General features: G+C 67.6%; 9 protein-coding genes. 2 read left to right on the top strand and 7 right to left on the bottom strand.

All coding sequences use genetic code 11. The annotated features are described in order from the left end of the window. Positions 1–2: 2 nt before the first annotated feature. Together V6F88_RS04780 and glgA are read right to left on the bottom strand one after the other, a co-directional pair. The gene (locus V6F88_RS04780; protein WP_332608206.1) at positions 3–3,221 is read right to left on the bottom strand and encodes an alpha-1,4-glucan--maltose-1-phosphate maltosyltransferase; all 3,219 of its coding nucleotides are present in this window, start codon (positions 3,219–3,221) and stop codon (positions 3–5) included. A 17-nt stretch (positions 3,222–3,238) separates the two neighbouring features. Beyond that, entirely contained in the window at positions 3,239–4,807 is a 1,569-nt protein-coding gene (glgA, locus tag V6F88_RS04775; RefSeq protein ID WP_332608205.1) for a glycogen synthase GlgA, read from the bottom strand. Between the two features lie 333 nt (positions 4,808–5,140). On the opposite strand from glgA, the gene V6F88_RS04770 reads away from it, so the two are divergent. Next, positions 5,141–6,910: a thiamine pyrophosphate-requiring protein gene (locus V6F88_RS04770; protein WP_332608204.1), complete on the top strand. Its 1,770-nt coding sequence runs from the start codon at positions 5,141–5,143 to the stop codon at positions 6,908–6,910. Between the two features lie 166 nt (positions 6,911–7,076). Beyond that, entirely contained in the window at positions 7,077–7,478 is a 402-nt protein-coding gene (locus V6F88_RS04765) for a PRC-barrel domain-containing protein (RefSeq protein ID WP_046805720.1), read from the top strand. Between the two features lie 37 nt (positions 7,479–7,515). On the opposite strand, the gene V6F88_RS04760 is transcribed toward V6F88_RS04765, so the two are convergent. From V6F88_RS04760 to V6F88_RS04740, 5 genes are read right to left on the bottom strand one after another with little or no spacing between them, the layout of a single operon-like run. Next, positions 7,516–8,274, bottom strand: a complete 759-nt coding sequence (locus V6F88_RS04760; protein WP_332608203.1) for an alpha/beta hydrolase family protein — start codon at positions 8,272–8,274, stop codon at positions 7,516–7,518. Continuing rightward, positions 8,261–9,397, bottom strand: coding sequence for a DUF3182 family protein (locus tag V6F88_RS04755; RefSeq protein WP_332608202.1), 1,137 nt, complete (start codon positions 9,395–9,397; stop codon positions 8,261–8,263). Before V6F88_RS04755 ends, V6F88_RS04760 begins: the two co-directional genes overlap by 14 nt. Beyond that, on the bottom strand, positions 9,394–10,398 hold the full coding sequence (locus V6F88_RS04750) for a lysylphosphatidylglycerol synthase domain-containing protein (RefSeq protein ID WP_332608201.1): 1,005 nt from the start codon (positions 10,396–10,398) through the stop codon (positions 9,394–9,396). The genes V6F88_RS04755 and V6F88_RS04750 overlap by 4 nt, the downstream gene beginning before the upstream one ends. Then, positions 10,395–11,597, bottom strand: a complete 1,203-nt coding sequence (gene clsB, locus V6F88_RS04745) for a cardiolipin synthase ClsB (RefSeq protein ID WP_332608200.1) — start codon at positions 11,595–11,597, stop codon at positions 10,395–10,397. Before clsB ends, V6F88_RS04750 begins: the two co-directional genes overlap by 4 nt. Then, positions 11,594–12,361: an endonuclease/exonuclease/phosphatase family protein gene (locus V6F88_RS04740; protein ID WP_332608199.1), complete on the bottom strand. Its 768-nt coding sequence runs from the start codon at positions 12,359–12,361 to the stop codon at positions 11,594–11,596. Before V6F88_RS04740 ends, clsB begins: the two co-directional genes overlap by 4 nt. Positions 12,362–12,673 lie beyond the last annotated feature (312 nt).

The following is a 12,673-nucleotide window of genomic DNA, read 5'->3' as shown; positions in this document are numbered from 1 at the left end:
CGTCAACCATGCAGGGACAGCCGCCAGACGCGATAGGGTTGGTCGGGGGACAGCGTCACGGTGCGCGTCGCGTCGCGCCAGGTCTCGTGGGTGTCCGTCAACAGGTCTTCGACTTCAAGATGGGCGGGCCTGGCGTCGCCGAACAACCAGAACGGCACCTCCAGATAGGACGTCTGCGGTTGGAAGGGGTCCAGGCTGACGACGGTCAGCACCACGTTGCCCAGCCCGGGCGTGGCTTTGACGAAGGCCAGGACGCGGTCGTTGCCGCTGCGCAACGCGGTCAGCCCGCGATGCGTCTGCAAGGCCGGGTTGGCCCGGCGGATCTGGTTCAGGCGCGCGATCTCGGCGCGGATGTTGCCGGGCTGGCGCCAGTCGCGCGGACGCAGCTCGTACTTCTCGGAATCCAGGTATTCCTCTTTGCCGGGCACGGGCGCGGACTCGCACAGCTCGAAGCCGCTGTACACGCCCCACAGCCCCGACCCCATGGCGGCCAGCGCGGCACGTATCAGGAAACCCGGGCGCCCCGACGTCTGTAGAAACACCGGGTTGATATCCGGCGTGTTCACAAAGAAGTGCGGGCGGAAAAAGTCGGCCGGCGGCGGGCTGGAAATCTCTTCCAGATACGCTTGCAATTCGGCCCGATCGTTACGCCACGTGAAGTACGTGTACGACTGCGTGAAGCCCACCTTGGCCAGCCGATACATCATCTTGGGCCGGGTAAAGGCTTCGGACAGGAACAGCACGTCAGGGTGCTGGCCGTGCACCTCGGCAATCAGCCATTGCCAGAAGGGCAGCGGCTTGGTGTGCGGGTTGTCCACGCGGAAGATCCGCACGCCCTTGTCCACCCAGAACAGCACCACGTCGCGCAGCGCGCGCCACAGCGCAAGCTTGCGCGCGCGGCGTGGCGGCGAACCGTAGAACGACACATTGACGATGTCCTGGTACTTCTTGGGCGGGTTCTCGGCGTAGCGGATGGACCCGTCGGGGCGCCATGAGAACCAATCGGGATGCGACTTCAGCCAGGGGTGGTCGGGCGAACACTGGATGGCAAAGTCCAGCGCCATCTCCATGCCGTGCTCGCGCGCGGCGGTGACCAGACGCAGAAAGTCATCCAGCGATCCCAGCTTGGGCTCGATGGCATCGTGGCCGCCGTCGGCCGACCCGATGGCGTACGGGCTGCCCACATCGTCCGGCCCGGCGTTCAGGGTATTGTTCGGCCCCTTGCGATTGCGCAGGCCGATGGGGTGTATCGGCGGCAGATACAGCACGTCGAAGCCCATTTCCTGAATGTCGGGCAGGCGCGCGATGACGTCGTCAAACGTGCCATGGCGGCCGGGCTCGCGCGCCTGTGAACGCGGAAACAGTTCGTACCAGGCGCTGTGGCAGGCCTCGGGGCGGTCCACCCACACGGGATACGGTTCGGGCGTGACGGTTTCGAAGGGGCGCGCGTCCAGTTCCCGCATCGCCTGCGCCAGCTCCGCGCCCAGCAGCAGCGCAATGTGCGCGTCAGTGGGCGCGATGTCGGCCTTGGGACCGGGCAGGGCTTTCAGCGCGGCCTTGACCACCGCCACGCTGTTGGCCGGATACGCGTGCTGGCTGGCGCGCTTGTCGGCTTCGCGCAGCAGCAAGATGCCCTCAACCACTTCCAGGTGCACGTCCACCCCGGCCGCGTGTTTAACCTCCAGGTCATGGCGGTAGGTTTCCCATACGTCGAACCACGCCGCCACCTGATATTCGTGCGGGCCGATGCGGCGCGGCCGGAAGCTGGCTTGCCAGCGGTCGTTGGACAGCAGCTTGAGCGGCGCGCGCCGCCAGTTGGCTTCGTCGGCCGCGCGCCAGCGGACTTCGCCCGCGATGCGGTCGTGGCCGTCCATCAGCAAGTCGGCCTGGACGGTGATGCGTTCGTGCACCGTGCACTTGATGGGATGCGCGCCGTCGTCAACGGCCGGCGCTACGCTTTCGATGGCGATGCGCAGGGCCGCGCCGCCTTCGGTGCGCGGTCCGGGATGGCGCGAAGCTTCGCGTACGGGTGGCATCGGCGTCACGGCCATCAGGGCGCAGCCGCCCGCGGGCAGGGTGTCGCCCGCCAGCAGCGGCGCGTCGGTCATGCGTTGGGGCAGGATGTCGCCGGGCGGCAGGCTGGATGCCACCGCGTCCCAATCGATGCGCGCCGGAGCGGCTTGGTTCGGGTTCAACGCCAATACCGCCGTGGCGCCGTCGGCCTCGTCGCGCAGCACCAGCGTGGCGCGGCCATCGCGCCCGCCCAGCACGCGCGGCGTCCCGGCGGGCGCGTCGCGCAGGCTGAGCCACTGGTTGATGTCCTGCATTTGCGGCGACGCGTCGATCTCGGCTTCCGCTGCCATCCACCCGTTGGCGGTAAAGGCGGCGGCCCACGCCAGGCGCGCGTCGGCGTGAGGCTTGTTCGGCGCGTCGCCGTGCAGCGGCGTCGTGCTGGCCAGCACCGTGGCCACACGCTGCAAGCGCGAGGCTTCCTCGGCCAGCCAGGCCGATTTGTAATCCCACCACGGCAAGGAAGAAAACACGCCGTCAAAACCGGCGTCGCGCAGCGCGTCCACCTGATGCGCCGTCAGACCCGGCGTCCAGGCCAGGCATTGCGGGGCGGTGGCGTGTTGGCGCAGCGGGCCCAGCACGTTGCGCCAATTGTCGGCGGGTACGCGCTGCGGCGCTTCGAATACAAAGCCGGCCACGCCGGCTTGCGCCCAACGCGCCAGCCGCGCGGACCAGGCCTGCGCGAACTCTGGCGGGGGCTTGCCGGCCAGGGCCATGACGCCCCAGGTGCTGACGGGCAGGCGCGGGTCGCGCGCCGGGTCGTCGGGCGGTGGCTGATACCAGCCGGGCGGCGCGGTGGCGGCGGTGGCGTCCACCGACACGCGGTCCAGTACCACATGCAGCATCAGGCTCAAGCCATGCGCGGCGGCGGCGCGCGACAGCCGGGCCAGCCGTTCCGTGATGGGCTCGGTGCCCTCGCCAGCCGGGCTGGCGTCGGCGTCAATGGGCGCCAACGTCTGCGCGTTGGCGGGTCGTATCCAGGGCGGCGGAATCAACACGGCGTTGAATCCGGCGCGCTGAATACGGGCCAGCCGGGCATCCAGCGCGGCATCGGCCGTTGCCGCCGGGGCGCCGTCCGGCAAACCCTGTGGCGCGTGGCAGATGCGCAGCGCGGTGGGCGGGGAGGGGACGGGCTTGGGGGCAGCGGCCATGCGTGTGCGCCTTGTGGTCAGATGGGCATCGGCATGGAGCCACGGGCTTGCCGGGTCCGCCGTTGGCGAGTGTCGGCCGAGCGGGCCGGCGCGGGTTCCGCAACCGCCTGCTCTTCAACCTGCGAGCGGCCGGTCAGGGATTGCAGCAATTCTTCGTACGCGCCCACGGCGCGCTGCCAGCTGAAATCGGTGCTCATGGCGTTGCGCTGCATCGCGCGCCACAGCATCGGGTGCTGGCGCAGGTGCATCGCGCGCGCCAGCGCATCGGCCATGGCGTCGGGGTGGTCGCCGTCGAACAGCAGGCCGTTGGCAAACGCCATCGCGGTCAAGGGCGAGTCCGAACCGGGGTCTTCAATGGTGTCGGCCATGCCGCCCACGCGCGAGCCGATCGGCACGGTGCCGTAACGCATGGCGTACAGCGGCGTCAGGCCGAAGGGTTCGAACCGGCTGCCGTGCAGCAGGATGTCGCCGCCGGCATGCAGCCGATGCGCGCCCGCTTCGTTGTAGCCGATGCGCGTGGCGCAACGTTGCGGGTAACGGTCGGCCAGCGCCTTCAAAGCTGTTTCCAGGCGGCGGTCGCCCTGACCCAGGATGGCCACCTGCATTTCGGGGTGGGCTTCCAGGGCGCGCGGCAGGGCTTCGGCGGCAACGTCGGCCATCTTCTGGTCGGTCAGGCGGCTGCCCATCACGACCAGCGTGGCTTGCGCATCAGGCGTCAGGCCGAATTCACGTTGCAGCACCGTCTTGCACAGGCGCTTGTTGGCCAGGTCGCCGGCGGTGTAGCGCAACGGGCCCAGATGCGGGTCGCGCGACGGGTCCCACAGGGCGGTGTCGATGCCGTTCGGAATGGCGATCAGGTCGTTGGCGCGTTCGCGCAGCAGGCCGTCCAGGCCGCAGCCAAACGCCGGCGTCAGGATTTCGCGCGCATAGGTGTGGCTGACGGTGGTGACGCGGTCGGCATGGGCGATGCCGGCTTTCATGAAGTTCAGCTTGTTCCAGGCAACGGCGGCGTGCTCGCCCCGGTAGGCGGGCGGGATGCCATAGGCGGCGGCGTCCTCTAGCGGGAACTGGCCTTGGAAAGCCATGTTGTGGATGGTCAGCACGGTTTTTACGTCCTGGATGCCGGCCTCGCGCATCAGCATGGGCGTCAAGGCTGCGTGCCAATCGTGCGCGTGCACCACATCGGGGCGCGCCAGCCCCGGCAAGCCGCGCGCAATGCGCACCGCAGCGTGCGACAAGGCGGCGTAGCGCAGACCGTTGTCGGGATGCTCCTGGCCGTCCTCATCCACATACAGGCCGGCGCGGTCGTATAGCGCGTCGTTCTCAAGCAGCAGGAAGGGCAGTTCGGATGTCGGGCACACGCCGGCCAGCAGGCGCGCGTCGCCGCCCGGCAAGTCTTCCAGCCGCGCCACTTCACGCAAGCCGTCCAACTGCTTGGCCGCGCCTCGGTAGGCGGGCAGCAGGACAGTGGCGGGGATGCCTCGCTGGACCATCGCCCGCGTCATGCCGGTGATTGCATCGCCCAAGCCGCCCGTCTTTGCGAGCGGGAATGCTTCGGCAGCCACTATGAGAATTGTCGTCGCCATGCTTGTTGCTCCGGGGAAAGTCGGAGGGCCGCTGAAAAAGTGGGCCCGGTTCCGTAAGGCCGTCATATGCGCAAGTGGCGTGCCCAAGGGTGGGCCGTACAGGGAAAAGGCGGGCTTACCCTGGGGTGCGAGTCGTTGTTGCTGACGTTTGTAAATTTGGGAGCGGCGCAACAAACGCCGTCTTTACAGTCGCCGGGGCGGGCGGTCGGGGACGGAGCCGGCGGGTCATCCAGGCATGGCGATTGCGGCGCGCGCAGGTTCTGGTTTTTTGATGAAACAGTGAACCGACTGAACCCGATTCAACCGACTGAACCGACCATAAGGAGCGTCAACTTGAAAACCGTTTCCGATTTTGTCCTCGCCCGCCTGGGCGAATGGGGCGTGCAGCGCGTGTTCGGATATCCCGGCGATGGGATCAACGGCCTGATTGGCGCGTTTGGAAGGAACAGCGAACTGGAATTCGTCCAGGCGCGCCACGAAGAAGGCGCCGCGTTCATGGCCTGCGCCCATGCCAAATTCACCGGCCAGGTGGGGGTGTGCATGGCCACGTCGGGGCCCGGCGCCATTCACCTGCTTAACGGCCTGTACGACGCCAAGATGGACCACCAGCCGGTGGTGGCCATCGTGGGCCAGCAAGCCCGCAGTTCGTTGGGTGGCGATTACCAGCAAGAAGTGGATCTGGTCAGCCTGTACAAGGATGTGGCTCACGACTTCGTGCACATGGTGACCTCGCCCGTGCAGGCGCGCCACATGATCGACCGCGCCATGCGCATCGCCATGGAGCGGCGCGGCGTCACCTGCCTGATCTTTCCCAACGATGTGCAAGACCTGGAAGCCGTGGAAACACCGCCGCGCGAGCACGGCACCGTGCATACCGGCATTGGCCTGACCGCGCACGCCGCCGTGGCGCCCGAGGCCGCGCTGGATAACGCCGCGTCCATTTTGAACAGCGGCGAACGCGTGGCGATGCTGGTGGGCGCCGGCGCGCTGGACGCGGGCGACGAGGTGCGCGCCGTAGCCGAGCGGCTGGGCGCCGGCGTGGCCAAGGCGTTGCTGGGCAAGGCGGTGGTGCCGGACGAGCTGCCGTACGTGACGGGCGCCATCGGGCTGCTTGGCACGCAGCCCAGCTGGGAAATGATGAACGAATGCGACACCCTGTTGATGGTGGGCACGTCGTTTCCCTATGCCGAATTCCTGCCCAAGGAAGGGCAGGCGCGCGCCGTGCAGATCGACCTGGACGGGCGCAAGCTCAGTCTGCGGTATCCGGTGGAAGTGGGGCTGGTGGGCGATGCCCGCCTGACCTTGCAGGCGCTGCTGCCCAAGTTGCAGCCCAAGGCGTCGGACCGGTGGACCAAGAGCATTGAAAAGAAGGTGGCGCGGTGGCGCGAAACGGTGGTGTCGCGCGCCATGGTCGAAGCCAAGGGCGTGAACCCGCAGCGCCCGTTCCTGGAGCTGTCCAGCCGCTTGCCGCCGCGTTGCATCGTCACCTGCGATTCCGGGTCCGCTGCCAACTGGTATGCGCGCGACGTGCATCTGCGTGAAGGCATGATGGGCTCGGTATCCGGCGGGCTGGCCAGCATGGGCTGCGGCGTGCCCTATGCCGTGGCCGCCAAGCTGGCGCATCCCGGACGGCCCGTGGTGGCGCTGGTGGGCGACGGCGCCATGCAGATGTTGGGCATCAACGAACTGATCACCATCGCGCACCGCTGGAAAGACTGGTCCGACCCGACGCTGGTGGTGCTGGTGCTGAACAACGGCGACTTGAACCTGGTCACCTGGGAACAGCGCGTCATGGGCGCCGACCCGCGCTTCGGGGATTCGCAATGGCTGCCGCATTTTTCCTATGCGGATTACGGCCGCATGCTGGGGCTGGAGGGCATACGCGTGACGGACCCGGAGGAAGTCGGCCCCGCGTGGGACCGCGCGCTGTCCGCCGGCCGCCCGGCGGTGCTGGAGGTGGTGACCGACCCCGAGGTGCCGCCGATGCCGCCGCACATTTCGGCCAAGCAGTTCAAGGCGTACATGACGGCGCTGCGCAAGGAAGACCCCGCCACCGGCGCCGCCGCGCTGCGCGCCACCATCAAGCAGTGGTGGGCCAGCTGAACGCCGTGTCGCGTATCGAGCATCGCGCAATGGATGCCGGGTATCGAAATCGGATATCAAAATCGGGACCCGTCGCCGTGTCCGGGCACCTTGGGCACGGCGCTTGCGGAGTTGCCTGTCCCTACCACCAGTACGCAGGGCGCAAGCCCCGCAAAGGAGATAGATGATGGAACAACATCAAACCAATATCGTCGGCGGCCCCAAGAGCAGCCCCGGCGGCCCCGGCCCGGAAGTCATGGCCGCCGGCACGCTGGAAGGCAATGACGTCTACAACTCGGCCGGCGAAGATCTCGGGTCCATCAAGGACATCATGATTGACGTGCCGCGTGGCCGGGTGGCGTACGCGGTGCTGTCGCGCGGTGGGGTGCTGGGCATCGGCGACAAGCTGTTTGCCATTCCGTGGGCGGCCTTGACGCTGGATACCGACCGCAAGTGCTTTGTGCTGGACATCGACGAAGAAACCTTGAAGAACGCCCCGGGCTTTGACAAGGACAACTGGCCCAGCATGGCCGACGAAACGTGGGCCCGCAATCTACACACGTACTACAAGCAGGACATCTACTGGTAAGGCGCTTGGCCGGGCACCGTGGCCCGGCCCGTGTGCATCATGGCACCGGCCGCGGGTCTCCCATCCGCGCGCCGGTGACCATTTCAGTCACCCAGTTCACCAGGATCGCCGTGTAGGCGCGTTGGGCGGATTTTTCGGTCAGCGCATGGTCGGCGCCATCAATGATGCGATGCGTCAGCGAGTGCGAGCGCCGGAACGCCGACCGGTAACTCATGATGGTGGAGTGCGGGATGAAGGTGTCGTGTTCCGCTTCGACGATCAGCACGTCGCCGGCAAATTCGGCGCAGGCCTTCAGCGCCCGGTTCGATTCGGGCGCCACGTAGCTGTTGCGATACGCGCGCAGTGTCTCGCGGTTCAGCTGGTTTTTCGGCAGCAACCATTCTTCGTCGCGATACAGCGCCGGCACGTGCAGCGCCAGCCAGCGCACGCGGCGCAAGCCGCTGAGCAGCGCCGCCAGATAGCCGCCATAGCTGCTGCCCACCACCGCCACGGACCCCGAATCCAGAGACGGGTGCGACGCCAGCCGGTCGTAGGCCGCCATGACGTCGCGCAGGTTATCTTCGCGCGTCACTTGCAATTGCTGTTCACGCGTGGCGGCGTGGCCGCGCAGGTCGAACGTCAGGCACACGCAACCCAGCGCGGCGATGCCCTTGGCGCGCGCCAGGTCAAACTGCTGGCTGCCGCCCCAACCGTGGATGAACAACACGCCCGGCACCTTGTCTTCCGGTGTCAGAAACGTGCCGTCCAGTTGCTGCCCGTCAACCGACAAGGCGATGGGATCACTATGCGCCGCCATCGGCGTCCTCCTCCAGCACGCCCGCCCACTTGCTGATGTGGCCCACGGCCGAGTCAACGCCGTGATAGACCAAGTGCTGCGGGATGGGGCGAGGTTCTTGTTCGCCATAGCGCTCGCGGGTGGCGGCGCGCACCGACATCAGCGACGGCGACAGCGCAAACGCCTGCATGGCCGCCAGTTCGGCCAAGCTGGCGCCACCCGCGCGCCAGGATTGTTCCAGCACGCCCGCGCGCGGCTGTCCGGACGGGCTCTGCCCGAACGCCACGTCGTAATTGCGGCGCGATGCCAGCAATTGCGGGTAGGCGGTGGACACGGCGGTGTCGTACTGGCAGGCCAGGGCCACGGCCTGGCGCTCGAGTTCGTTCAGGTCCAGCGCGCGCAGGTCGTCGAACCCGCCACGCGCCACGCGCAGTACCGAGCCGCCGTAAACCTTTATGCCCTGGTTGTCGGGCGTGAGCGACTGCGTGCCTACATACGAAATTTCCATCTTGCCCACGCGCGACCAGCCCACGCTGTAGGTCGCCACGTCTTGCAGGTCTTCTTCCAGCACCAAGCCCAGCCGCCGCATGACCAACGGCTCTTGCTGGGCCAGTGCCGCGCGCAGTTCGTCGGCGTTGCGCACCACCACCTGGCCGCGTCCGGCCGTGGCGTCAACGGGCTTCAGGCGCAGCGGGCCGTGGCGCAGCAGCTGCAAGCCGGCGGCTTCGGCGTCGGCCACGGTGAACGCGGTGTAGCCGTTCAACACTACGTCGCGCAGGGTGTCGCCAAGCGCGTGCGCCCAGGCTTTGGGGGCACGCGCCTGGGCGTTGACCAGACCGTGGGTAATGGCTTTGCCCGCCACGAAAGAATGCGGGGCGACGCCGCCGTACAGATCGGCGGGTCGCGTGATGCCCAGGCGCGCCGCTCGGATCGCGCCGATGATGGTGCGGTCGGGCACGTAGTACGGAGGCGGCTCGTCGCGGTGCCGGCTGGGTCGGAAGTGGGGGTCGAAGCGCCTGCCCAGCAGGGACGCCAGGCGGGCGGCCATGGCTTCTTGTGAAGCAATCTCGTGTTCGGACGCGGTGGCGCGGCGCGGGTAAGCCACCACCAGATCGGACTCTATCGGGGACGGATTTTTCTTCATGGGCGCGGGTGCAGCAAGTCTTGTTCCCGGTTGGCCGGCGCATGCTTCTTGCGCCAGGCGATGCGCGCTTCAAACATCGGAAACGCGGCCAGCGCCAGGCACATCGGCGCCAGTGCATAGCAGGCGCGGTAAGCCAGCGCCGCGCCCAGCACTTCGGAGTACGGCAGGCCGGGCGCCAGCACCGCCACGAAGATGGCCTCGGTGGTGCCCAAGCCACCCGGCACCCGCGTCAGCACCGCCGCGAAACTGGAGCACAGCAAAATGCCCAACACCACGGGGTAGGGCGCCTTGCCCTGCAACAGCACATAGGCGACCGCGCCCATGAACATCCAGGACAGTCCCGCGAACACGCATTGCAAGACGGCCATGCGCGCGCGCGGCAGCGTCACGCGTTGCCCCATCCACGTGGCCGAGCGGCGTCGCGCACGGACGCAGGCCCACACGTAGGCGGCGGCGCCCAGCAGCATCACCGCGCCCAATAGGCGCAGCACGCCGCTGCCCACGTCCCAACCCTTGGGCACGGGCAACGCGCCGCTGACGAACACCGCGCCGGCCACCCAGGCATAGCCGATCCAGTTCGACGCGGCCGAGAACACCGCCACGCGCGTGGCCACCGCCTTGCGGCAACCCAGCCGGGCGTACAGGCGCAGACGCGCGCCCAGGCCACCCACCAGCACGCCAAGGCTAAGGTTTAGCGCGTAGCTGACCATGGCCACGCCCAGCACCGTGGGCCAGCCTAGTTTGTGGCCGGTGTAGCGCTTGCCCAGCAGGTCCAGCGCGGCGTAGCTCAGATACCCCAGCACCACCAGGCCGCTGGCCATCAGGATGGCGTCGCGCGGTATGCGGCGCATGGCCTGCCACACCTGCGGCCAGTCCACCGACCGGCCGAAATAAAACAGCAGCGCGGCGACCACCGCCAGGATCAGCCAGGGCAGCACTTTCTTGATGCGCGGCCAGCGGTGGCGCAACGTGCGCATGAATGTCGTTCGATATACCCTCATGCGGTCTCACCTTCGTCGGGCGTGGGCGGCTTGATGGTTTGCAGGCGCGGCTTGTGGGCGGGCAGGGAACCCGCCCACGCCGGAAAGCGCCGCAAAAAGTGGAACACCACCACGCCTACCCAGAAGCGGCGCAGCGCCCGGGTGGATTTGGGGCCGCTGGGCACGGGCTTGCAGTCCTGGGCGATCAGGCGGTCCAGGCTTTCGCGCAGCGCGGCGTTCAGCGAGCGGTCGCGCACCACGACGTTGGCTTCCAGGTTCAAGGCCAGGCTTAGCGGGTCCAGGTTGCTGGAGCCCACGGTGGACCAGTCGTCGTCCACGCACGCCACCTTGCCATGCAGCGGGCGCTTGCAATATTCGTAGATTTCAACGCCCGCGTTCTTCAGATAGTCGTACAGCATGGTCGCCGCCAGCCGTGCCACCAGCATGTCGGGTTCGCCTTGAAGCAGCAGGCGCACGCGCACGCCACGGCGCGCGGCTTTGGTCAGGTCGCGCAGCAGGTGGTACCCGGGAAAGAAGTAGGCGTTGGCGATCAGCACGTCGCGCTTGGCGGCGCGCAGGCCCGCGCGGTAGTAGCGTTCGATATCGGTCGTGTGGCCGTCGTTGTCGCGCACCACCAGGCGGCCGCCGCCGTCGCCCTCGGGCACCGAGGCGGCGGCCGGCCGGCGCCAGCGGCGTGGCCGCTTGCGGTTCAGCGCCGAGCGGGCGTAGTCGGCAATGTCCGCCGCCAGCGGGCCGTCGATGCGCACGGCATAGTCCTGCTTGGCCTCGGGGCCGAAGTCGGCCAGGTGGTCCGCCGAAAAATTGATGCCCCCGATCATTGCGCACACGCCGTCGATGGCCACGATCTTGCGGTGCATGCGGCGGAACACGTTGGTGCGGATGCCCAGCAGGCGAGGCCGGGGGTCGAAGATATGCAGGCGTACACCGGCTTCGGTCATTTCGCCGATGAATTCGGGCGTCAGCACGTCCGAGCCGTAGCCGTCCACCAGCAGGTCCACGCTGACGCCGCGCTTGGCGGCCGCGATCAGGGTCTGCTGCAATTGCCGCCCCACCTTGTCTTCAAACAAGATGAAGGTTTCGACCAGGACTTCGCGCTGGGCGGCGTCGATGGCCTCGAACGCGGCCGGAAAATAAGCCTCGCCGTTTTCCAGCAAGGTGTAGCGGTTGCCTTCCCGCCATCCCAGTTCACCGGCACTCATAACGCAATCTCCGCGGATAGGGGTACGTGGTCGGATAGCCGCGACCACACGCGCGAGGCCAGCGGCACGGGCCGCCAGTCGCGCACATTACGAACATAGATGCGGTCAAGCCGCAGCAGCGGCCAACGCGCGGGAAAGGTGCGGGCGGGGCGGCCCAGGCGGCTGGTGAACACTTCCTGTGTGCCGCAGCCGGCCATCTGCCGGTTGGCCTTGCCGCGCCAATCGTTGAAGTCGCCGGCGATCAACAGGGGTTCGCCTTCGGGCACGTCGCGCGCCACCAGTTCGCACAGGCGGTTCATCTGCTGGCCGCGGTGCTTTTCCAGCAGGCCCAGGTGCACGCAGATGGCATGCACGGGGGCATCGCCCGGCACGCGCAGCACGCAGTGCAGCAGGCCGCGGCCTTCATGGCCGTCCACGCTGACATCGTGATTCTCATAGCGTTCGATGGGGTAGCGGGACAGGATCGCGTTGCCGTGGTGGCCGGCCGGGTAGACGGCGTTGCGCCCGTAGGCGTAGTCCGACCACAGCGTGTCGGCCAGGAATTCGTACTGGGACAATGCCGGCCAGGCCTCTTGGTGCCGCTCGGCGTGCGCCTGGTGTTCGCCCAGGACTTCCTGCAAGAACACCACATCGGGCGCGGCCAGCCGTAAGGCCTCGCGCAGGTCGTGCAGCATGAAACGCCGGTTGAAACTGGTGAATCCCTTATGGGTATTGACGGTCAGCACCGTCAGGCTCCGGCGGGATTCGTCGGTCGGGGCGGGCATGGACTCTCCGGAGGTGGTAGATCCTTACCCCTGCGCAAGTTTCGTGCCTGAGCCCGGGGGCAGGGGTATTTTCATTGGGAAAACACGTCCGGCGGCTTCCTGTTCCGGTGGCACGGCGGACGCGCAATTGTCCGCACCGGTCAAAATTGCCCTGGCCCGAGGCAGGCGGAAAGTGGCTGGCCCGACCGTACGCACGGCCAGGCCGGGCAGGCATAAAAAGCGGATTCAGAATCTGTAAAAACAGGGTTGTGCCTGCTTTTGGCCGGCGTCACAATCGACATCCCCAACCCTGGATACCCGCCAAGAAGGCGC

This window comes from Achromobacter sp. ESBL13 (assembly GCF_036668755.1).
GTDB lineage: Bacteria > Pseudomonadota > Gammaproteobacteria > Burkholderiales > Burkholderiaceae_B > Achromobacter.
This window is presented reverse-complemented; position numbering and strand designations above follow the sequence as displayed.

Excerpts from the sequence above, each read along its gene's own strand:
- V6F88_RS04740 (WP_332608199.1), bottom strand. The coding sequence starts at position 12,361 with ATGCCCGCCCCGACCGACGAATCCCGCCGGAGCCTGACGGTGCTGACC.
- V6F88_RS04765 (WP_046805720.1), top strand. The coding sequence starts at position 7,077 with ATGGAACAACATCAAACCAATATCGTCGGCGGCCCCAAGAGCAGCCCC.
- V6F88_RS04750 (WP_332608201.1), bottom strand. The coding sequence starts at position 10,398 with ATGAGGGTATATCGAACGACATTCATGCGCACGTTGCGCCACCGCTGG.
- glgA (WP_332608205.1), bottom strand. The coding sequence starts at position 4,807 with ATGGCGACGACAATTCTCATAGTGGCTGCCGAAGCATTCCCGCTCGCA.
- V6F88_RS04760 (WP_332608203.1), bottom strand. The coding sequence starts at position 8,274 with ATGGCGGCGCATAGTGATCCCATCGCCTTGTCGGTTGACGGGCAGCAA.
- clsB (WP_332608200.1), bottom strand. The coding sequence starts at position 11,597 with ATGAGTGCCGGTGAACTGGGATGGCGGGAAGGCAACCGCTACACCTTG.
- V6F88_RS04780 (WP_332608206.1), bottom strand. The coding sequence starts at position 3,221 with ATGGCCGCTGCCCCCAAGCCCGTCCCCTCCCCGCCCACCGCGCTGCGC.
- V6F88_RS04755 (WP_332608202.1), bottom strand. The coding sequence starts at position 9,397 with ATGAAGAAAAATCCGTCCCCGATAGAGTCCGATCTGGTGGTGGCTTAC.